Genomic DNA, 23232 nt, shown 5'->3' with positions numbered 1-23232 from the left:
TCAAATATTAATCTGAGAGGTTGTTATGTTTGTTGAGTCAAAAATGATTAAAGGTACTTTAGCGATTGTTATTGCTAGCTTTCTTTGGGGTACAACCGGCACTGTTGCAAGCTTTTCAAATGATGTAAGCCCCCTAGCCATTGGCGCATTCGCTATGGGTTTGGGCGGTGTATTGATGGTACTAACCAACATTCGAAGTCTACTTGCAAACTATCGACAACTTATCAAACGAAAGGGACTATTTGCTGCTGGCGCCTTATCAGTTGCAATATATCCTCTGGCGTTTTATTCCGCTATGCACTTATCTGGCGTTGCGATAGGTACTATTGTGTCAATAGCCACTGCGCCCATGTTTGCCGCCCTTCTTGAGCGTCTTTTTAATCAAAAATCAATTTCAAGAAAATGGGGGGTAAGTTTTACGTTTGGTGTGATTGGTGTCATTTTGCTCACTCACGGTAAAAAACCCGCATTTGATGACACATCTAATTTATTTCTCAATTCATTAGGAATTGTCTTAGGCTGTATCGCTGGGTTAACTTACGCGTGTTATTCGTGGGTCGCAAAATCCTTTATAGAGAAATGCATTGACTCTAAAGCCGCCATGTCAGGGTTATTCGGGGGAGCGGCAATTCTGCTATTACCTTCTCTATTTTTTACAGGTGAGAATTTATTTTTAAACATCACCAATAGCGCTGTTTCACTTTATATGGCAATTATCCCAATGTTTCTAGGATATTTATTATTTGCATATGGCTTAACATTTATTGAAACAAGCAATGCGACATTAATAACGTTGCTGGAGCCTTTAATAGCAACAATATTGGCGGTTTTGCTGTTGGGGGAAAGTTTTAAGCTAATGGGTTGGATGGGCGCATTGTTAGTTTTACTTTGCTTGGTTATTCAGTCCATTAATCTGCCAAAAATTAACACTTCGCTCAGTGACAATAATAATCAGTTTACCTCATAATACTTGGATGGCTGCATCGCGATTCACATAGTAAAAGGCACAAAATGAAAATATTGGTAACAGGTTCTGCAGGTAGAGTTGGGCGTGCTATTTATATCAAATTGATGAAAGATCATGATGTAGTAGGTTTAGATAAAACCCCTTGCTCAACGGTAGACCTTATCGGTGATACTTGCGATGGCGAATTAATTTCTAAAGCACTTGAAAGTGTGGACGTTATTGTTCATACCGCGGCACTTCATGCACCCCATGTTGGGTTAATGTCTGATGAAGAGTTTCTAACCATCAATGTCGATGCAACCGAAAAGCTAGCCTTAGCTGGCATCAAAGCAGGCATTAAGCACTTTGTTTTTACCAGTACAACCGCGCTTTATGGCTATGCTTCATCTTCTGAAGGCGAAACCAGTTGGATTACAGAGCAGGTCGAGCCACAACCTAAGTCTATCTATCATAGAAGTAAAATACTTGCAGAAAACAAGTTGAATGAAATTTCAAAGCTCTTCAATCTTCCAGTTACTGTATTACAAATGTCTCGATGTTTTCCCGAACCTGCAGATTTAATGGCAATTTATCGCCTTACTCGCGGTATAGATGTGCGTGATGTCACAAGTGCGCATGCATGTGCCATAAATAAACGATTAAACGGCTTTAATCGTTTCATAATTTCTGGGTTTACCCCATTTAATCAAAATGACTGCGAACACCTTTACAATCATGCAAGTGAAGTCATAAAAGAAAAGTGCCCAGAATTAGCGGCAACATTTGAGCAAAGAGGATGGCGTTTACCAACAAGCTTAGACCGCGTATATGACTCATCAGCAGCACAAGCCAAGTTAGGTTGGCAGCCAAAGCATGGCTTCGCGAGTGTACTGGATATGTTAGATAGTGAAATAGCTGAAGTGTTACCCGTTTTAAAACAGCGCTAAGAAGTAATGAACAATACTGATGATTGTTCAAACTAACCTCAAACAGCATATTACCCAATCAAACATCCACTTTTGCTTATGAACATGGCACTTTATATAAATTTTTTTGACGCGATTAAGTGATGACTCGATTATCTAAACCCAATTATAAATTGCTAGGGCAAAAAACTACTGATAATCTACTGATAATATTAAATAAAATTGCTTATTAGTCTGCCAAATTTAGGTTGTGAATAACTTCCTTAAATCGAAATGCGCACTAATAAGCTGTTAGTTGCCTAGGAGAATTAGGTACATGATTCGAAACGAGGTGGACTTTTCAAGCTGGTTAGATAGCCAGCTCAGTGTTGAAATACCAGCGCACATAATTGCGTTTAATATTAACGTTTATGAGTCACCATTTATTGTTGAAATTGTTGGCACCAATGAATTCGATGCCGAAGATGAAGATTGGGCGTGCAACGAAGATTGGGTTCCTAAAGTTCGTTCTATTGAGGTTTCAAACGATTTATTTGGCAGCTCTTGGGAAGTTGCAGAGCAAAATATAGTTAATATGGCTCGTGGTTATTTCAAATCAAATTACGTTAATGCAAGTAAACTAAAGCAAGCAAAAGCATTTGCTGTTGGGTTCGTGGATGGCAATCTAAATTTGATTAAATAGGCAACTAACAAGTGCCTAAACCAAAAGGACGTCTTAAAGTTGGCTAGGCGTTCGTCCCTCACTAATTTTAGCCAACATTAAAACGCCGCTTATCATGGCGTTAGAGTTTCAAGGAAGATTTGTGAAAAATTTCTGGATATTTATTTTCTATTTAACATTAGTTGCTTCTTTCGCTACAAATGCATCAGACAATATAAAATGGAAAGGTGTTGCTGAAATCAATCATCATACACTCGCCATGAAAGCAAGTGATTACATTAACTCAACGTTTCCCGAGCTTAAGAATGTCGAGATTAAACTAATTAAGGTTAATGCAAGTTATTCGTTTCAACACCAACATTTCAATCTGAATGTTATGTTCATGCACTCTGATTCTCTTGTAGAGGGCTCAAGCCATAAACGTATAGTTTATGTCGATGGTAAAGCCCAAGAAATTGAAATGCATATGATTCAATATATATTCTTAGATTTTGACAGAAATGGTGAAGCAATAAATCACCGAGTTGAAGAGGTTCCTTTTCATGGTTCTCAAAAAGAGTTCAAAAAAGAGTTTCAGAAACTCTAACAAGTGCCTAAACCAAAGGATGCAAAACAGCTGGCTTGTGCTCCTACGTCGCTAATTTTAGCCAGCTAGTTATGCGGGCCTTATGCCCTTGGAGAGTATATTTAGTGAAATCAAACTTTGAGTTATTAGCCAACTATAATTTGTGGATCAATCAAAGAATCTATGATTCTGCCAATAAGCTAGATCCCGAAGACCTATCGAAAGATAAGGGAGCCTATTTCAGTTCAATTATTGGTACCCTTAATCATATTTTAGTCGGTGACATTATTTGGCTTAAGCGCATATCTAATCATCCAGATAGTTTTAAATCGCTTAAACTGATGAAGGAATTTGCTGATCCGGTTTCTTTGAGTGAGATTGTTCATCCAGATTTAGAGTCTTTAGCTCAATCTAGAAAAGTTATTGATGAAGCCATAATTAATTTCATTAATGAGATTTCGGAAGAATCAATCTTGAGCGAGTTAGACTACATCAATACCAAAGGCAATAAGTTTACAAAAAATCTTGGCTTTATTATCCAGCACTTATTTAATCATCAAACGCATCATAGAGGGCAAGTAACGACAATGCTATTTCAATCTTGCATTGATGTTGGTGAAACTGATCTATTGGCCCTTATACCCAGTGAATAACGGCATAATAAGGCGCTGCAATCGACCTCCAGTATTTGTCATTTAGCTGCCTTAAGGTAACTAGCACAAAGTAGTCTTGAGTAATAATTTATCCATAAGGCTTGGTTCCATCGGTCACTGCTAAACTCAGATAAAGTTACAACGAAACCGCGTTTCGCTTACTTCTAATTTTTAACAGCTGTAGTAAGCAGCAACCAATATGACTAAATGCTATATCAAAAATTAAATGGGGTGGAAAAGCGGCCTTTATTCCACTTGAGCAGTTTAAAACCGATTCTTTAACGTTTTAACGCGCGAACTCTAAGCCTTCTTACCCTGATACAACTGCAAACACATCATCTGCATAAGTGCGGCTTTGCTCTGCCAATTCAAAAATGCTCGAAATGGGTGTTGCAGGTCTTACTTCAGCTAAAATGGACTCGGCTGCTTGCCAATTATTTTCCTCAATCGCCATCGCGATTTTTAATGCACCACCGAGAAGACCGTCATAATTTAATAGTGCCCCGCTTGAATTACTATCCAATGAAAACTCACTAATAACTGTATTAAGATCCATATCTAATACAGCGCCTAAAATAGACATTAAACCAATCAGGTACCCCTGCTCGGCCATCTCTTTACCGCCCGGTGCAAGAAATAGCGACATAAACTGGGCGCGCATTAGGCCAAATTTGGTCAACTCTGAAGGCTTATCAACCCCCAAGTCACTGAGTGCTAATACTCGTATAAACTGCCTAAGGGTATCTTCTCCCAAATACACCACAGCCTGCGAAATTGACTTCATTTCTTGCTTATCAAGGCCTGAATGGGCATTAACCAGTTTTAGCACGCGCGCAGTCAGACTTAAGTCTTTGGCAATCTTGCTTTCGATCTCTTTGAAATTGAGGTTAGGTCGAGTGGTCGATTTTAATAAATCAAATACCACCAGCTTTGATGGTTCAACATTGCCATGGGTTAGCATTTCGGGTTTGGCAAAAAAGTAGCCTTGAAACAAATCAACGCCAGCTTGTTGTAAGTAGTTAAAGTCTTCGTAGGTTTCTATTCGTTCGACAACAATTTTAAGTTTGGGGTATAAACGCTTTAGCTTCTTAGCTAAGGTGGTGGTTTTTAAAATCGGGTGCTCAAGCTCTAATTTAACGTAAGACATATAAGGTAACAAAGGCTCCCATCTTGGATCTTTGTCGTAATCATCAAGCGCAAATTTGTAATTTTGTTTTCTGAGCGTTTTTACAATCGCCAGCAATTCTTCAATATTCTGCGAGCGTTCAACAATTTCAAGCACCAAATTATCGGGTTTTAGTAAACGCGGAATTTCTTGTAATAACGTTGTGTCAGATAAGTTTATAAATGCACAATGGTTAGCAACTAACTTATCTTTACCAACTAAAATCAGTGAGTTAAAAAACATTCGTCCCGTTGCTTGCTCATCGGTCACACCAACAGGAAAAGCATTATTGTCTGAATCTCGATACAGCAACTCATAAGCAAATATTTGCTTCGATGCATCAAGAATGGCTTGTCGTGCAATAAACTGGGTTACAGGTTTCGTCATAAGTACAGCCAATTGAGTAGTGAAAGCTCTAACAGAGTGATTTAAATTGTATCAACTATGATTCTGACTAAATTATCAACAATTTCATTAAGACTACGCCAGCCAAGCCGTTTGAGCAAACAAAACATGTTGATGAATTAAAGCCGTGTCTTAAATGCCCCCTCACTTAGCTTGCACAAAAGGGTTCAGACCTGTTCAGTAAAATAACGCGATAAGTAATCCACAAAAGCGCGGATTTTAAACGGGATATAGTCTGCATTTTTATATATTGCATACATCGGGAGAGAAGCCTTTTCACAATCAGTAAATAACTCTACTAATGCACCTTCATTCAACTTATCTTGTACCATCCATTTAGGCATTCCCGCAATTCCACAGCCCATCAGGGCCATTTGCACAATAAATTCTGGGCTATCACTTTTAATAAACTCTAAAACCGAATGCTTTTGCTGATTAATAAACCACACATTCGATGGTCGACTAAGCGAGTAAGTAATACATTGATAGTACGCCAAATCTGAGGGCGTTGAAGGATAGCCATTTTGTTCTAAGTAATCAGGCGCAGCAAAGTAACATAGCTCATGATCCAATAACTTTTTTGCTTTCAGCCCAGAATCTGGCAGGTGCGCGGCTCTAAGTGCAATATCAACATCGTCTTTATATAAGTCCACTTGCTGATCATTTACAGAGACTTCTAACTGGACCTTTGGGTGTTGGTTTAAAAAATCTGACACAGGCTGAGACAGCATGTGCGTTGCAAACGCTGACGGAACGGATATTTTTAATCTTCCCGAAACTTTTGCCTGCTCACCCTTTAACATTTGCTCGGTGACATTAATTTGCTCAACTAATTGCACACAAAATGCTAAATAAGATTTTCCTGCATCCGTTAAGTTTATTTTGCGAGCACTTCTTTCAAATAAATTAAAGCCCAATTTGTGCTCTAACCACGCAATCTTTTTGCTCACTGCACTTTGCGTCACATTAAGCTCATTTGCTGCGGCTGTGAAACTATTAAGTCTTGCCACCACGCAAAATAAATTAATACATTCGAGTTTATCCATCTTCCACCCATACATTCCAATTGGGAATACTATAAATCATTATATAGGCATTTATGAGTGAAAGTAGGAATGCTTAAATAGCGCTAACAATTACTTTAAGGAGTCACATTATGACTATAATTACTTGCGTGCTATTTCTATTTTTTCTATTTGCAAGCTCAATCAAAGTGCTGGGTTGGCAACCGTTTATCTTTAATACTCAATTAGCCTTTTTTAAAAAGTATGGGCTCACGCGTACCCATATGTATTTAGTCGGATTGATTGAAATGGCTGCAGCTATTTTGTTAGTTGCATCTCTAATATTAAAGCTAGATTTACTCATGGTGTTAGGCGCATTAGGGATTGCGTTTACATCTATTGGCGCGCTTTTTTTTCACTTTCGATATGACACGTTTAAAGATGCAGTACCCGCGCTAATCACACTCGTTTTATCTGGCATGATATTAATCAAACATTATGGTTTGATCGTTAATTTACTTTAACACGCCAAATAATAAGCACTCTGGTGAGGTTACATAAATTGTCTCATCAATCGCTTTAGACTACCTAAACATTTGAGCAAAGCGATGCAACACAGCTTAATCCCGACCAAAAAGTTATGTTAAAAGTCGAAGAGTTAGTTTGACTTTGTATCTAAAGACTTCAAAAGAGGATATTACTGGTATATACCGAGTTGTGACTTTTTCACAAAACGCAACTTCATTAACTTGGTAGCGTGCAGTTATTTCCTTCTTTAGCAACCGGAATACAAATTATCATATAGATTAAACTTAAGTGGTTGCGTAACGCTTCCGTTAGGCACATAACTTTTTAATTAAGCGCTTTAACGCCGGCGCTTTTACCGGTTTATAAAGAAGCGGATATCCCGCATCGCTTATCAATTCGCGCACCGACTCGTCATGTTCCGCGGTATTTATAATACAAGGCAAATGGTCTAAACCGCATTCGTCGAGTAATTCCACCCCTGTCACCCCATCATCTAGGTGATAATCTGCAATTATTAGCATAGGTAATACATTTTTCTCTTTAAGCGCGGTTAACTGAGCTTTATTGGTTGCCGTTTGCACATTACAGCCCCACGTTTGTAAACGCTTGGCTAGGGCTTGTAACACTGTTTCATCGTTATCAATTAGCCAAACTGTTAAGCCAACAAAACTCGCTGTTTGCTCAGTATTTACAGGTGTTGGAGTAAACTCTTGTCGATTTTTATTTTCTACAACAAGCGGCAAAGAAATAGAAAACTGCGCGCCGCTACCTATATTTGACCGTAAAGTTAGGTCTAGATTGAGCGCATCGGAAATACGCTTTGTAATGGCTAAACCAAGGCCAAGCCCTTGCGCTTTATCATGTCCATCAAGTTGTTTAAATTCTTGGAATATCAGAGTTTGATCCTCAGCTGCAATACCGGGGCCCGTGTCTTTTACTGATAACACGAGTTGTTTTCCCACTTTTTCAGCGCTAAGTGATACCTCGCCCGATTGGGTATAGCGCACCGCATTGCTTAACAAATTCTGCGCCACACGGCGCAGTAAAGTACGGTCAGAGCTAACAGTCACGTCATCAAATTGCGATGTAAAGATTAGGCCTTTTTCATACGCTAGGGCGGAAAATTCAGCGCTAAGTGGCGTGATCAGCTTGGCAATCGAGAATTCACTTTTTTCAATTTTTAAACTACCCGATTCAAGTTTGGTTAGCTCTAAAATGCTACTTAGTAAGTCTTCAGCCGAAGTAAGGGAGTTTTTAATATTACTCGCAAGCTCTGCATATTCTGAGCCTTGCGACTTTTCTTCCATTACCGAGCAAAATAAGCTGGCGGCATTAAAAGGCTGTAATAAATCATGGCTCGCAGCGGCAAAAAAACGGGTTTTACTCTCGGTCGCTTGCGCTAACTCTAAATTGGCCTGCATTAATTCATGGGTGCGCTCATTAACCTTTTGCTCAAGGTTAGTATTGGCTTCTTTCAGCGCATCTTGGGTATTCACAAACTCAGTAACATCGCTAAAGGTTGTTACAAAGCCACCGCTTGGCAGCGGATTGCCTTGCATTTCAAACACCCGCCCATTTTGGTGAGCACGCTGGTATTTATAGGCACTGCCAGTTTTTAAAAACGCCAAACGTTTAGCTATTTCGCTTTCGATGTCGCTAGCCTTAAATAAACCGCGTTCGGCATTAAAGCGAATAATATCGGCAATGGGGCGACCAATATAAAGGGCGTTATCAGGGTAATTGAACATGGTTTGATATACGCTATTCCACGCCACTAAGTTTAAATCGCCATCTACCACGCTAATGCCTTGGTTAACGTTTTCAATCGTCGATTGCAGTAAATCGCGATTAAATTTAAGTACTTGGCTAGCTTCATCGACGATGGTTGCCACTTCGCTTAATTGCCCGTGTTTATTCTTCGCAGCCGTGAGCACCAAATTTGCTGACGAGCCGCCAATCACCGCAGCCATTTCTCGGGCAACCAAAGATTCTAACTCCATGCTAGCGGGTTTTTGCCAGCCTGTTATCGCTAATGGAAAATACTGCTGAATAATTTGCTTGCCGGTCGCGCCATCAACAAAGCGCAGTAATAAACGGCTCAATTCATCAACACTTAGCTGATGTTTGGTATTGTTGGCGTGTTGTTGCTCTACTGAAAATACAAACTTTTCAGCTTGCAGCTGCTCTGCCACTTCTGCGCCGCGTTTAAGTGAAATATAAACAAACACGACCGTGTTAAAGGTGAGTGATAACAACAAAGTTTGCGAAATGCTATCAAGACCGAGTCCTAAAAGGTCAGCTGGTGCTAGGAACTGTAATCCCAATGGACCTGCTACTAACCACGCACTTTGCCAATTTAAACTGGTAGCGACTGAGGGTAAAAATAAAGCATAAACCCACACAGCAAAGCCCGTTAAAATGGCATATTTTGCGGCCTTACGCGACGCCCCACGCCATACTAACCCCAGCAATAACGCAGGGGCAAATTGAGCAACCAACGTAAACGACATAAGCCCCACATTTGCCAAACTATTGGTGCCACTGAGCAACTTGTGGCAAAAATAGCTGGCAATAAGCACACCCAAAATAACCGCTTTTCGCGCACGTAAAATCCCTGTGGGTGAAAGCCCTACTGCGGCGCTTTTCTCTTTATTTTTAGTTAACAGTAATGGGTTAATAATGTCGTTTGTTATCATCACTGAAAGCACAATGGCCGCTAAAATCACCATGCTAATTGCGGCTGAAAAGCCACCTAAATAGGCCACCATTGCCAAAGTTTGATTTTCAAATGCAAGCGGTAACGCTAGTACAAAAGTATCTGACGCAACACTTTGTGGCTCGAGTAGCAATAGCCCAGCATATCCAATTGGCAGCGTACAAATATTTAGTAAAAGCAAATATATAGGAAATATCCAGCGTGCTTTTTTAATGTCAGTTTTATCGTCGCGCTCAACAAAACTAACGTGGAATTGACGTGGTAAACACAGCATTGCCAGTACGCCTAAAATCATATGGCTAATGTACACATAATTGGCGCTGCCATGATCAGCAACTTGTTGTTGTAACCCCGCAGATTTAGCGCTATGCAACAGCGCTGTTGGGCTTTCAAATAACTCAAAACATACATACAAACCAATTGCTAAAAACGCGAACAACTTAACTAATGATTCAAATGCAATTGAATTCATCAAGCCTAAGTTATGCGCATTTGGGCGCAGTTTATTAGCACCAAATAACATCGCAAAAATCGCTAAAACTAGCGTTATATAAAACGTTCCATCGTGCCAAATTGACTGCGTTTCAGCGCTACCGGCAATTAATTGGGTACTTTGACTGATGGCGCTTAGCTGCAGCGAAATATAAGGAATAATGGCAAACACTGAAATAGTGGTAATTAAGCTCGCCAGTGAACTAGATTGCCCATAGCGGGTAGCAATAAAATCGGAAATAGAAGTGATTTTATGTGTCTGGCAAATTTCGCTTATCTTTAAATAAACTTGCCAGCCAAAAATAAATAAAAGCAAACTCCCCACGTAAGTGGGCGCAAGCCACCAGCCATTATTCGCTGCTTGCGCTGTGGTGCCATAAAACGACCAAGAGGTACAATAAACCGCTAATGTTAGCCCATAAACCATGGACTTAAATGACTGGAACTTATATTTTTCACTAACATAAGCAATCGCAAATAACAGTGCTAAATAAACAAATGCAATTGCACTAACTGACCAAATTGTAAGCATTATTTTCGTTTTTATTTATGTGCGTAACTCTAGACTAAGTCATATTACAGCAATTAGCTCGTATAACTTTAGTACTATCAGTACATTCATTAATTGTGCTGCAAAAATCAAATCGTTTACATTTCAAACAACACATCCTTCATTGTAAAAACTAAAATACCGAACCCAGAAATAAGTACGAGCATAATTTGATCAGAATCAATAACCCTTTGATTTATCGACATTCCTTAATCAAGATGAAATAAAATAAATTTAAAATGAATTTTTAGTGAATTCAAAAATGTACTTTTCTCAACAATAAACCATAATTAAAACTGGTTTATGGCTTGTTTTGTTTTTTACATTGGATAGGGAGGACCATATCAGCAAAACAGTAAGGTCGAAGGGTATATATTAAAGCCGTTAACCTGACTCGCTCAGGTTAATTTAATAAGCCTAAAAGGTAATTACTATGCTCAATACCGTAAGTGTGAAAACTAGACTTACCATTCTAATAACCGTCCCCATTGTTGCTTTTATTGGCCTTGCTATCATATCGCTGATGATGACTAAGTCACTGGTGATGGGAATTCAAAGTATCAACAACGATCGTGTCGTCCCCTTAAAACAAATAAAAGTGGTGTCTGACAATTACGCCGTAAGCATTGTTGATAATCTGCATAAATACAACGCAAAGTTACTTTCTAAAAGCCAATTACTTGCAGCCATTGAAAGCGCTGAAAACGTTGCTAATCAGAACTGGCAGGCTTACTTAAATACCGAACTTACCAGCGAAGAAAAAAGACTTATTGGTGTAAGCGAATCCCTATTTAGCAAAGTAAAACAAAAAGTAAATTGGTACCAAAATCAAATAGCAATGGAGCAGCCTCTCGCCAGTTCTCCAGAAATGTTCGTAAAAGAAATGTACGATGTGTTTGACCCTTTTAGTACCAGTTTAAATGACCTTATCGATTTACAGTTAAACACATCGCAGCAATTTACCGATGATGCAACAGAAAACTACGAATCTACGCAACTGAGTTTTATCATTGCTTGTGTTTTACTGCTTATCGCCACCATAGTAATGGCGCTAGTTATTTATAAATCTATTATCACCCCGTTAAGAGCGATTGGTTCTACCATGGCGAATATTGCCAATAATACCGACTTAACGTTACGCGTTTCAGAATACGGCAATGATGAATTTTCTCGTACCGCGGTAAGCATTAATACCATGCTTAACCATTTTAAATCACTAATTGAAGAGCTACTAAACGCGGTTAAAACCCTTAGTAACGAATCAGAGCAAATGTCGCGTAGTAGTAGCCAAGTAGCGGCAACCACAGAGCAACAAGAACACCAAACCACCATGATTGCCACCGCTATTACCGAAATGAGCGCAGCTATTGGCGAGGTTGCGTCCAATGCAGTAACTACATCACATAAAGCCAACGAATCTGACGACACCGCTAAACACGGATTAGCAAAAGTTCAAGAGAACATTGATTCAATTAATCAGTTAAACGAAGTGATCCGTCACACCAAAGAAGACATTGATTTACTAAGTGAAAAAAGCAATGAAATCAACTCAGTGGTGCAAATTATTCAAAATGTAGCAGAGCAAACTAACCTGCTTGCACTTAATGCGGCAATTGAAGCAGCACGCGCAGGTGAATCAGGCCGTGGTTTTGCTGTGGTTGCCGACGAAGTACGCCAGCTTGCTCACAATACGCAAAAAGCCACAGAGCAAATTAGCTCTATGATCATCGCCTTACAAGATGCATCTCAACGCGCAGTTTCGAGCATGGAGGATGCCTCAGGTAAAGCGAGCCACAGTGTTGAAATTGCCGCAGCATCAGCCAGTTCAATTCAATCTATTGCCGAAGCAATTACCGAAATTGCCGATATGAATATCGTAGTTTCCACCTCAACTGAAGAACAAACGACGGTTGCCGCTGAAATTTCGCAAAATATTAACGAGTTTAGCGATAGTATTCGCAGCGTTACAATTAGTGCATCTGATATGGCGCAAACTGGTCGTACGCTGTCGGAGTTATCGGGCAAGCTTAATAACGATATTAGTATCTTTAAAGTTTAACGAGTAGCTTTCAATACCCAACAAAAAAAGGAGCGCTACCGCTCCTTTTTTAATATTTACAGTAGCTCGCTATAAGCTCACGTTAAACCCAACAAATACATTGCGGCCAACCTCAGGTACACCTTCACCCACCATTATTTCGCTGCCCATAGCACGGTTAACACCATTTAAATGAGGGCGATAAGCTTTATCTAGCAAATTGTTAACACCAAAGTTAACTCTTAGTTGTGCTGTTAAATCGTAATCCAATTGCCAATCAAGGGTGCCGTAACCTGCTGACTCTTTTTCGTTATTTAATTCGCTCACTTTTGTTTGTTTGGCATACCCACTCAGTGTTAACTGCGAGTGCCAATCACCAATTTGATAATGAGCAGTAATCCGCGAGTTTAACGGCGCAATACGATAAAGATCATCGTCGATGTCTTCTCGCTCACCGGTGACGTAACTAACAACCCCGGTTAGTTGCCACATATCATTTAAACGCCAAACAAGATTTACATCCGCACCAAATAAGTGTGCATCAATATTATTAAACTGAAGTGGCGCTTCACCTCCCATCATAGTACCGACCATATTCGCAGCCATATTATTTGATGGCGTACCTTGAATATAATCATCAATTTGATGATAGAAAACCTGTGGTGAGATACTGAAGCCATTAGCTTGATAATGCCATGCAAGATTTAACTGATAAGCAGTTTCTGCATTCAAATCTATATTACCAATATAGGTTTTACCATCAGCAAGGCCACCTGTAGCTTGCATTGGTAACCATAAATAACGCTGCTGATAAGATGGCGCGCGTTGTTTTAAACCAAAACTGATTTCCGTAGAGTAGCGCTCTGAGTGCTGTGCCCTGCCCGAGTAGCTAATATCAACTGTGGTATCGTTAACACTGCGGTCGGCATTATTAAATTGCTGTTGTAACATTTTAATATGCGGATTCATCATCGCCATTGAGCTAGATACAGTACCTGCATTTGCTTGATTGTATTTAACACGCGCACCTACACGCTGGCTAAAGTCATTGGCTTCTGATTGCCACTCAGTAAAGATTGAATGGCGGTTGTCTTCAACTTGATTAAAGTTTTCAACAAAAAACATTGCATTATTTGGGTTAGTAATGCGTGAGCCATGCTCACTCACATAGCCCTCTAAACCAAATTGCCACTGTGCCAATTTGCCTGCAACAAAATAACTTAAATTCTCAACATCTGTTGTGTTGTAGCGATGTTTTTGCATATTTGCATTACTTCGCTGTGAATAATTGTCCATACCATGCTCTGCTGTGTGGTAGGCAATGTATGCATCTAATGCAAGCTCGTTAAGCTGCGTTTGGTAATCAAGCTTAATGCGATCACTTTCTACGTAATCAATATCCATTGGCAATGCGATTGTGCCGGTAGGTTTGGTGTCAGTGCGCTGCCAAATTAAGCAAACTGAAGACGCTTGTTGGCGATACGCCACATCAACGCCATACTGCAAGCGTTCGACTTTTGATGAGTGAACTTCTCGTCCATCACCATCTTCATAATCATCCGCATTCTGCAATGCGACATAGCTATTTAAGGCAAATTCATCAAACCCTGCGCCTGCCACGGCTGACACATTGTAACCGGCGTAATTAGATAAATAAGTACCGGTAAGTGCTAAATTACGCTCACCTGCATCAATATCAGCAGCACGTTTTTGATGCACCTTAACCACACCACCAAACGAATCTAACGCGCTACTCACCGGTGCAATACCGCGATACACATCTACCGAGTTAATTAAAAGCGGCGAAACATAACTCAGCGGTGCATCCATGGCATTAGGGCCTGCACCAATTTGCTTTACGCCGTCAATGGCAACAGCGACTTGGTCACCGTAATACCCACGATATTGAGCTATACCCGATATTTGACCATTTTTATTGGCATTTGCCCCAGGTACTGAAAGTAACCAATCTGATACATCAGGCAGTGATACACTGGCCTTGGCCTGCTCAGTAGATAGCGCAAATTGATTAATGTGAGACGAAACAGTGATCACCTCCATATCTGACTTAGCAAATACTAAAGATGACGATAACGAGAGAATACAAAGCGTTATTGTGTTAAGTGTGCTTTTCATAAAAAACTTCCATATACAAACTAAGGAAATTTTCTTAAAAAAAGCACCACATCACAAAGTAAAAACCGCAAACTGCGACAATATGTCACAGTTTGCTTGATGGTTGTAAATCCCCTTTACGTTTTTTTAAAAAGCGCATGGGTGAAAACCCGGTTACTAACATGGTACCTAGTAACACCGTAATAATGCCTACCAACACATTTATAGTTAGTACTTCGCCAAGGACAACATAACCCCAAATTGCAGCAAATCCCGGAATTAAAAAGGTGACCGACAATGCTGACGCTGCGCCAATTTCGGCAACTAAATCAAAATAAAAAATAAGCGCGATGCCAGTACACACTATGCCAAGCAATACCACCGCCAATATTTCATCTGTTGATGGCATTTGATTCATTGGGAAAAACGGCAATAGCGGCACCAATAAAATGACCGTTGCCCACAAGCTTCCATGAGATGTATCAAAACCCGGCACTTTGTGTTTTACATGCTTAGTGTAATTTGTCGCAATACCGTAACAAAACGCCGCAAACGTAGCGGCTAGTAACGCGACTAAACTTTCGGCATTGATCATATTCGGGGCTAATCCAACCATTAAAACAACGCCTAAAATACCCAAACCGAGTCCGCACCAACCTTGCCGAGAAATTCGCTCTCCATGCCAAAATCGGCCAATTAAACTGCCCCAAATTGGTGCGGTGGCATTTAGAATAGCTAACATCGCAACAGTTAAGGTTTGCGCCGCGTAGGCAAATAACATCCATGGAATTGCCGAATTAAAAAGCCCGACAAAAAAGTAATGCCCAACTAGACCTTTTACCATCACTTTACGCCTCATCAATAGCGCAATAATTGATAGGCTAAGTGCAGCAAATAATACCCGCGCCTCAATTAAAAAAACCGGTGCAAAGCTGTCAACGGCAATACGAATCAGCAAGAACGACGCGCCCCAAATTGCAGCGAGCAAAAGCAAAAGAAAAAACTGTTTATTGGTCATATTTATACCCAAATAGCGATACGTTTAGGGTGAGAAAAGCGATACTACGCTGCTTATTTAAAGCAGTAAGGTTTTGCAATAGGCTAATAAACGGAGCAAATAACACTCCATTGAGAAAGGAAAAACAAAGCAACATACACAATGCTAACGTTAAATAACAGGGGCCTGTAGCATATACTAAATCTTTGTTGTGTGTTGCACTTTTAAGCTCGTTTTTTCAGCTGTTAAGTTGACCGTTAGATGTTACGGCTTTGCGCCATATTTAGCGTAAATAGTGTCTATTTCACCGCGTTGTTTCATGTCATCCAAAATTTTATTTAGCTCTGAGCGCAAAACACGTAAATGTGGTTGAAACCGCATGGCAACTGGCAAATCACTCACTAATAATACCGGTTTAAACGAGGTTCTTTTGTTTTTATTTATATAAAACAGCGCACTTGCTTCGCCTAAAATGGCGTAATCAATATTGCCATGTTCAATTTGCGCCAATAACTCAACCTCAGAACGGGAATCTACTTTCACTATTTTCCCTGGTGCAAAGTGTTGTTCAAACTCACCGTAGCGATAACCACGTACTACGCCGAGTACTTTATGATACAAATCTAACGGTGTTCTTTCTTGACGATATTGCGACGCGACGACAATTTCTCGTGAGCTGGCATAAAATTCACTGTAGATACCCGGTACTTTGGTGTGGCTACGCCATATTGGATTTATGCCCGGTTCAATATCAACTTTGCCTTGATCGAACAGCCGCAAACCACGGGCAACAGAAAATGTGACGAACGTAAACTGATGCCCAGATAATTCCGAGATACGCGCAAAGATATCAGGAAAAATACCTTTCATAATATCGCCTTCAAAATAACTGTAGGGCGGGTTGGCACCGTGATAACTCAATACCGTATAGCTCTCTGCGTAACTTGTATTAACATACAAAAACCCAATAAAAACCAATAACCGCAACATGGCTAACTTCCTCACTGATAACGCTTTAAGTATAGAAGCTCAATGTAATTACGCAGGTAAAAGTGGCATGACTACTTATGAGGAAAATCCCATCACAAAACTATTTTTATGCCAAAATAAGTCGTATGGGTTTAGTTCACTACAACAAAGAGTTATTAGCCCGATTAAAATTTTTACGTTAAATTGAATTCGGAACAATAAAAAGAAGAATTTCTGATGACAAACAAAGTATTTATTGCAACTAGTCTCGATGGTTATATTGCTGATAAAGATAACAAAATTGATTGGCTACATCAGTTACCTAACCCTGACGGCGATGACTTTGGTTTCGATGCATTTATCGCAGGCATCGATGCACTGTTAATGGGCCGAAACACTTTTGAAATGGTGTTGTCATTTGGCGTGGAATGGCCGTACAGCAAACCCGTTTTTGTACTTTCTAACTCCCTAACACATGTTCCTAAGGGTTACGAAGGCAAGGTTTTTCTGGTAAACGGTGAGCTACAAAAAATTGTCAAAAACTTAGCTAAACTTGGCTATCACAACCTTTATATTGACGGCGGTAAAACCATTCAAAGCTTTTTAAAGGAAGACTTAGTCGATGAAATGATCCTGACACGAATTCCTGTGCTGTTAGGTGGTGGCTACCCATTATTTGGCGATTTACCTGAGCCATTGGGCTTTAAACTCTTGGCAAGCAAAAAGTATATCGATAAAGTGGTGCAAAATCATTACATTAGAGACAGATAATGCAGTACCCAAATGCTCTAGTTGCAGGCAGTAAAATCGCTGTTTGTGCATTTTCATCGGGCGTCGACGAAGCCTTTCACCCCCGCTTATCTTTAGCACTAGCGCATTTTAAACAATTGGGTTTTGAACTAGTTCTTGACCCAAACCTAAAACATAACCACCAGCATGTCAGCGCCAACAAAGAAGTTCGCGCACAACAACTAATGCAATGCCTGCTAGACGATACTATCGATGCGATTATGCCGCCTTGGGGCGGAGAACTTGCAATGGAACTATTGCCCCTGCTTGATTTTGCGCAATTACAAAGTGCGAAACCTAAGTGGCTAATTGGCTTTTCGGATGTAAGTACACTGCAAGTTGCACTGTCAACGCGGTTAAATTGGGCAAGTATGCACACAGCTAATCTAATGCAATTGGTTCCTAATCAATCTGATAGCACGACAGCTGCTTTTTATAACGCAATAACGCTGAAAAAGGGCGATAGCTTTACACAAACCGCATCAAGTCATTTTGAAGCAGACTACGCTGACGTGATTAACAGCCCAGATGCTGCTTATAATTTAACGCAAAAAACGTGTTGGAAAACACTTAATTGGCCAAGTGAGGGTGTTTCTGGGCGTTTAATTGGCGGCTGTTTAGATACGCTTATTTTTACCTTAGATAGTCCGTATTGTGATCTGCAGGGTTTTTGCCAACACTATGAAAAAGAAGGCGTTATTTTATACATCGAAAATGCTGAACTCAGCCCTACCGCCTGGCTGCGCGCATTGCTAATGCTAAAATACAAAGGCCATTTCGAGCGCATTAACGCACTTTTTGTTGGCAGACATGCGGCCTCAACTGCTAACAAGCAAATTGATTTTACTTTGGCACTCACGCAAGCCGAACTTGATATTCCAATTATTTACGATATGGACATAGGCCATCAGCCACCGAACCTTACCTTAATTAACGGTGCACTGTGCGAAGTATCACCTGAGCTTAACCTTAAGCAAACGCTCATTTAACGCAAAAGCATTGTGCTTATGCAAAAAGCTTTTTAGCATAAGCACACAATCGAATTAAGCGAGTCGCTCTGCTAGCGAATTAAACATAGCAACTTGGTGTATTGAACATTTTTAGTATTAAACCCCTTACTAACATTTGCATTTCACCGATTTGCCTGTTTTGTATCAATTCTATTAAGTATGTAATCAGATATCACGCCAAATACACGCATTAAGCACGCTATTTAGCCCTTAGAATGATTAACTATTTAAAGAGTGAGCATTCACGATTAGCATGCCTTATTTTCTAAACACGATTGCAATTAAGACTCGCAAATAACACTAGGAACACACAATGAAAAAACTAAACCTTTCGCTGGTTGCGATGGCAACAGTATTTGCTTTGTCAGGCTGTGGTGAAAAATCAGCACCAACAGTTTCAAACGCACCTGCAGCCGAAAAAACAGTTGCCACAAACACTAAAAACGACAACGCAATTTTGGCAGCATTTAGCGGTCCATATAACGGTGTACCAGCATTTGATAAAGTAACACTGAGCGAACTTAAGCCTGCATTTGATGCCGCAATGGCACAAAAGCTGGCAGAAGTTGATGCCATTACCAACAACCCTGAGCCAGCGACGTTTGACAATACCATTGTTGAACTTGAGAAATCAGGCAGCCTTTTAAAACGCGTTTACACTTACTACGGTATTTGGCGCTCAAACGTTTCTAGCGCAGAATTTCGTGCAATTCAAAAAGAAATGGCTCCTAAGTTATCTGCCTTCAACTCAAAAATTACGCAAAATGAAAAGCTTTTTGCGCGCATTAAAGCCGTATACGAAAGCGATGCATTAAAATCACTTACACCAGAAGAGCAACGAGTTACTTGGCTTACTTACAATAGCTTTGCACGCAATGGAGCAACGCTTGATAAACCATCTAAAGCACGCTTTGCAGAAATTAACCAAGAGCTTGCAGGTCTTCACACCAAATTTGCCAACAATGTGTTAGCAGATGAAGAAAATTACGTGGTGTTTTTAACTAAAGAGCAACTTTCAGGCTTACCTGATTCGTTAATTTCAGCGGCAAAAGCGGCGGCGAAAGATCGTGGTAAACCAGAAATGTTCGCAATCACTAATTCGCGTTCATCAATGGATCCGTTTTTAACCTACTCAGATGAGCGTGCATTGCGTGAGCAAGTATGGAAAAACTACTATAACCGTGGTGGCAACGGTGATGAATTTGATAACAACCAAACAATTAAAGACATCTTAACGCTTCGTCACGAGCGCATGCAGCTATTGGGCTACGACAACTATGCCCAGTGGCGTTTAGAAGATCGCATGGCAAAAACACCGGCGAATGCAAAAGCCCTAATGGATAAAGTATGGCCTGCGGCAATTGCGCGCGTGAGTGAAGAAGTTGCTGACATGCAAGCTATCGCTGATAGCGAAGGTGCAAACATTAAAATTGCGCCATGGGATTATCGCTACTACGCAGAAAAAGTACGTAAAGCGAAATACGACCTTGATTCAAACGAAGTAAAACAATACTTGCAACTAGATAAACTGCGCGAAGCGATGTTCTATGTGGCAGGTCGTTTATTTAACTTCAACTTTAAAGAAGTGGCAGCTGGTTCGGTACCTGTATTCCATGAAGACGTGCGCGTGTGGGATGTAACAGACAAAACCACTGGCGAGCACATTGGTTTATGGTATTTAGACCCATTTGGCCGTAAAGGTAAGCGCTCAGGCGCGTGGGCAACAACCTACCGCAGCCACACAACATTCGATGGTAAGAAGACCGTTCTGTCGTCAAACAATTCTAACTTTGTTAAAGGCCCTGAAGGCGAACCGACGCTGATCTCATGGTCAGATGCTGAGACTTATTTCCATGAGTTTGGCCACGCACTTCACTTCTTATCAGCAACGGTTGCTTACCCTAAATCGCATTCAGGTGTACGCGACTATACTGAATTCCAATCGCAACTACTTGAGCGCTGGTTAACAACCGATGAAGTGATCAATAACTACCTTGTTCACTACAAAACTGGTGAGCCAATGCCAAAAGAGTTAGTTGCTAAAATTAAGAAATCAGCAACCTTTAACCAAGGCTTTAAAACTACTGAGTACTTAGCGTCGGCAATTATGGATATGCTATACCATACAACCGATCCAGCTAAAATTGACCCAGCTAAATTTGAAAAAGAGCAATTAGAAGCTATTGGTATGCCAAGTGAACTTGTAATGCGCCACCGCAGCACACACTTTGGCCATATTTTCTCTGGTGAAGGTTATTCAGCAGGTTATTATGGCTACTTATGGGCGGAAGTACTAACGTCTGACGCATCTGAAGCATTTGCTGAAGCACCAGGCGGTTTTTACGATAAAGAATTAGCTGACAAGCTTGTTAAGCACTTATTCTCAATTCGTAACGCAATGGACCCAGCTGAAGCATACCGTTTATTTAGAGGACGTGACGCAGAAGTTGAAGCACTAATGCGTGACCGTGGCTTCCCAGTTAAGTAATCTGACGTAGAGTTACTATCAATTGATACAAAAATGCCGCGAATATCGCGGCATTTTTTTCACACTGAATCTTATTAACTTAAACCTTAGCTAATAAATAACCCAACTATAGATTAACGGTGCTGACTAAATTGCTTCGCCATCGTGGTTAATCGCTCTGCTTCGTTTAACAGTTTTTCTGTTGACTCAAATGCATGCTCTGACGCTTCAAGTGTTTCTTTACTCGCATTATCAATGTTAATCACATTCTTTGTAATTTCATCGGATACCGCAGACTGCTCTTCTGCAGCGGTTGCAATTTGTGCACTCATATCCGTAATGGTATTTACCGCATCTAAAATACGACTAAGTGACGCTTTTGCAAGTTGCGCCTGATCGGCACTTTGTTCAGCTCTAGTTTGCCCTTGCTGCATTGCTGACACCGCTTCACCAGCAGATTGCTGTAACGTCGCAACCATTTGCTGAATTTCTTCTGTCGATGACTGAGTGCGCGCAGCAAGTGTACGTACTTCATCGGCAACAACGGCAAAGCCACGACCTTGTTCACCTGCCCTTGCAGCTTCAATTGCCGCATTAAGCGCTAGTAAGTTAGTTTGTTCGGCAATACCACGAATCACATCAACCACAGTGCCAATTTGCTGGCTATCTGACGCAAGTTTGTTAATAACCGCTACAGCTGACTCTACTTCGCGTACAAGTTCGTTAATGTCTGCAGTCGTTCTATCAACTACTTGTTGTCCTTCGACTACTTCGTTATCGGCTACTTGCGTTGCATCAGCGGTAAGAGAGGCGTTTTGCGCCACTTCTTTTACCGTTGCAGACATTTGATTGATGGCAGCGGCGACCTGTTCAACTTCACGGTTTTGTTGCTGCATTAATTGATTCGTTTTCTCAGCCGTGTCCATGGTGCTGTGCGCAACAGTATCAAGCCCAGATGTTGCGTCGTTAATACGCCACACAATGGTTTCTTGCTGGGTTTGTAACATTTTAATCGTAAGCTGCAATTGACCTAGCTCATCACTACGACCGGTATACACTTGTTTGGCAATATCATTATCAAAAATCTCACGCGCTTTTCGTGCGGCATCCTGATAAGGCTTGGCAATACCCCATGCAAATACGCTGAACAGCACGAATGCCAGCATTAATGGCCATAGTTGTGCAACTGACGAAACAAAGAAAGAGGCAATCAAGGCAGGAATAACCGTTGCAAATACGCCCGCAAACGTTAACTTACCCATTAAGTTAAACGACAGTGCTGACGAAATTTTTTGACCAAAACTAGCGCCATTATTAACCGAGCTGTAAAGCGCTTTTGCGCGTTTTAGGTATTCTTCTTCTGGTTTTAGGCGCACCGATTGATAACCAACAATTTTTTGCCCTTCCATCACAGCGGTAATGTAAGCATCAACCCAATAGTTATCACCATTTTTACAGCGGTTATCAACGATACCCATCCAAGGCTTACCTTGCTTGATAGTGCTCCATAAATCCTTAAACGCCAGTGACGGCATCGCTGGGTGACGGACAATATTATGGCCGTGATCAATGAGCTCTTCGCTTTGATAGCCACTAATGTCGATAAAGTCTTGGTTTGCGTAAGTAATGCGACCTTTAAGGTCCGTGGTTGAAACAATCCGTTGTGAAGACTTTAGTTTTACCTCACTGCCTGTAAGGGTTTGGTTTTTCTGCATAAGACGACGCCAATTATTTTTTATTAATTCTTTATTTAGTTATACAAAGTGTAGTACAGAAAACAAACACTGTACTAAGCCTCTAATTAAGCTTTTAGAGGCCCGATAGTATACACTTATCTAATTAATTGGTACGTCAGAAAAAAGCACTAAAAAAGCCCGCATTATTGCGGGCTTTTCAATAAAAATGAAATAGTTACTTCACTTTTCTACGACGAATAAATGCCAGTGGCGCGGCAAGCAGAGCAAGCCAACCAAATGAACCTGACGATTTTTTCGTTTTAGGTGGCGTTACTGGTTCAGGAAGTGGATTTTCATTCACATCTGTCACCATAATTTTCACCATCGCAGGCGCAGAAATATTGCCAGCAGTATCGGTAACAACCACTTCCATTTGTTAATTATGTGACGTTGATAACTTAATTACTGAAAATGCTACAACAACGTTAGCGATATCTAATACTCATTCGTTTTTAACACTGTGGCTCTTTTATAGTTTAAACCACCAATTAAATATTGGT

Annotated in this window: 18 protein-coding genes; 10 read left to right on the top strand and 8 right to left on the bottom strand. The window is 40.5% G+C overall.

Annotated features, from left to right (window positions below; translation table 11 throughout):
* Positions 1–25 precede the first annotated feature (25 nt).
* From PSPO_RS14885 to PSPO_RS14865, 5 genes are all read left to right on the top strand, one after another.
* A complete protein-coding gene (locus tag PSPO_RS14885; protein WP_010558370.1) occupies positions 26–967 on the top strand; it encodes a DMT family transporter in 942 nt (313 codons plus the stop codon).
* Between the two features lie 44 nt (positions 968–1011).
* A complete protein-coding gene (locus PSPO_RS14880; protein WP_010558371.1) occupies positions 1012–1893 on the top strand; it encodes an NAD-dependent epimerase/dehydratase family protein in 882 nt (293 codons plus the stop codon).
* A 295-nt stretch (positions 1894–2188) separates the two neighbouring features.
* Positions 2189–2554, top strand: a complete 366-nt coding sequence (locus PSPO_RS14875; RefSeq protein WP_010558372.1) for a hypothetical protein — start codon at positions 2189–2191, stop codon at positions 2552–2554.
* A gap of 94 nt (positions 2555–2648) precedes the next feature.
* On the top strand, positions 2649–3119 hold the full coding sequence (locus PSPO_RS14870) for a hypothetical protein (protein ID WP_040642095.1): 471 nt from the start codon (positions 2649–2651) through the stop codon (positions 3117–3119).
* Between the two features lie 104 nt (positions 3120–3223).
* Positions 3224–3751: a DinB family protein gene (locus PSPO_RS14865; protein WP_010558374.1), complete on the top strand. Its 528-nt coding sequence runs from the start codon at positions 3224–3226 to the stop codon at positions 3749–3751.
* A 310-nt stretch (positions 3752–4061) separates the two neighbouring features.
* On the opposite strand, the gene PSPO_RS14860 is transcribed toward PSPO_RS14865, so the two are convergent.
* Both PSPO_RS14860 and PSPO_RS14855 read right to left on the bottom strand, forming a co-directional pair.
* Positions 4062–5303, bottom strand: coding sequence for an EAL and HDOD domain-containing protein (locus PSPO_RS14860; RefSeq protein WP_010558375.1), 1242 nt, complete (start codon positions 5301–5303; stop codon positions 4062–4064).
* 185 nt (positions 5304–5488) lie between these two features.
* Positions 5489–6367 carry a LysR family transcriptional regulator gene (locus PSPO_RS14855; protein WP_010558376.1) on the bottom strand — a complete coding sequence of 293 codons (879 nt, stop codon included), beginning with the start codon at positions 6365–6367 and terminating at the stop codon, positions 5489–5491.
* A 110-nt stretch (positions 6368–6477) separates the two neighbouring features.
* Between PSPO_RS14855 and PSPO_RS14850 the strand changes: the two genes are divergently transcribed.
* Complete coding sequence (locus PSPO_RS14850) at positions 6478–6849, top strand: DoxX family protein (protein WP_010558377.1); 372 nt, start codon at positions 6478–6480, stop codon at positions 6847–6849.
* Between the two features lie 312 nt (positions 6850–7161).
* On the opposite strand, the gene PSPO_RS14845 is transcribed toward PSPO_RS14850, so the two are convergent.
* Complete coding sequence (locus PSPO_RS14845; RefSeq protein WP_010558378.1) at positions 7162–10593, bottom strand: PAS domain-containing hybrid sensor histidine kinase/response regulator; 3432 nt, start codon at positions 10591–10593, stop codon at positions 7162–7164.
* Between the two features lie 451 nt (positions 10594–11044).
* Between PSPO_RS14845 and PSPO_RS14840 the strand changes: the two genes are divergently transcribed.
* Positions 11045–12670, top strand: a complete 1626-nt coding sequence (locus PSPO_RS14840) for a methyl-accepting chemotaxis protein (RefSeq protein ID WP_010558379.1) — start codon at positions 11045–11047, stop codon at positions 12668–12670.
* A gap of 69 nt (positions 12671–12739) precedes the next feature.
* Here PSPO_RS14840 and PSPO_RS14835 read toward each other — a convergent pair whose 3' ends face one another.
* The 3 genes from PSPO_RS14835 to PSPO_RS14825 form a co-directional block, all read right to left on the bottom strand.
* The gene (locus PSPO_RS14835; RefSeq protein ID WP_010558380.1) at positions 12740–14785 is read right to left on the bottom strand and encodes a TonB-dependent receptor; all 2046 of its coding nucleotides are present in this window, start codon (positions 14783–14785) and stop codon (positions 12740–12742) included.
* A gap of 85 nt (positions 14786–14870) precedes the next feature.
* Positions 14871–15782, bottom strand: coding sequence for a DMT family transporter (locus PSPO_RS14830; RefSeq protein WP_010558381.1), 912 nt, complete (start codon positions 15780–15782; stop codon positions 14871–14873).
* A gap of 243 nt (positions 15783–16025) precedes the next feature.
* Complete coding sequence (locus tag PSPO_RS14825) at positions 16026–16751, bottom strand: substrate-binding periplasmic protein (RefSeq protein ID WP_010558382.1); 726 nt, start codon at positions 16749–16751, stop codon at positions 16026–16028.
* A gap of 216 nt (positions 16752–16967) precedes the next feature.
* On the opposite strand from PSPO_RS14825, the gene PSPO_RS14815 reads away from it, so the two are divergent.
* The 3 genes from PSPO_RS14815 to PSPO_RS14805 all read left to right on the top strand — a co-directional run bounded on the left by PSPO_RS14815 (position 16968) and on the right by PSPO_RS14805 (position 21017).
* The gene (locus PSPO_RS14815; RefSeq protein ID WP_010558383.1) at positions 16968–17501 is read left to right on the top strand and encodes a dihydrofolate reductase family protein; all 534 of its coding nucleotides are present in this window, start codon (positions 16968–16970) and stop codon (positions 17499–17501) included.
* Positions 17501–18508, top strand: a complete 1008-nt coding sequence (locus tag PSPO_RS14810) for a S66 family peptidase (protein ID WP_010558384.1) — start codon at positions 17501–17503, stop codon at positions 18506–18508. The genes PSPO_RS14815 and PSPO_RS14810 overlap by 1 nt, the downstream gene beginning before the upstream one ends.
* 334 nt (positions 18509–18842) lie before the next feature.
* The gene (locus tag PSPO_RS14805) at positions 18843–21017 is read left to right on the top strand and encodes a M3 family metallopeptidase (protein WP_010558385.1); all 2175 of its coding nucleotides are present in this window, start codon (positions 18843–18845) and stop codon (positions 21015–21017) included.
* Between the two features lie 113 nt (positions 21018–21130).
* On the opposite strand, the gene PSPO_RS14800 is transcribed toward PSPO_RS14805, so the two are convergent.
* Together PSPO_RS14800 and PSPO_RS14795 are read right to left on the bottom strand one after the other, a co-directional pair.
* Positions 21131–22711: a methyl-accepting chemotaxis protein gene (locus PSPO_RS14800; protein ID WP_010558386.1), complete on the bottom strand. Its 1581-nt coding sequence runs from the start codon at positions 22709–22711 to the stop codon at positions 21131–21133.
* 196 nt (positions 22712–22907) lie between these two features.
* Positions 22908–23105, bottom strand: coding sequence for a GlyGly-CTERM sorting domain-containing protein (locus tag PSPO_RS14795; protein ID WP_010558387.1), 198 nt, complete (start codon positions 23103–23105; stop codon positions 22908–22910).
* Positions 23106–23232 lie beyond the last annotated feature (127 nt).

Source organism: Pseudoalteromonas spongiae UST010723-006, assembly GCF_000238255.3.
Lineage (GTDB): Bacteria > Pseudomonadota > Gammaproteobacteria > Enterobacterales > Alteromonadaceae > Pseudoalteromonas > Pseudoalteromonas spongiae.
The sequence above is the reverse complement of the archived record's forward strand: the minus strand, read 5'-3'. Positions and strand labels throughout refer to the sequence as shown.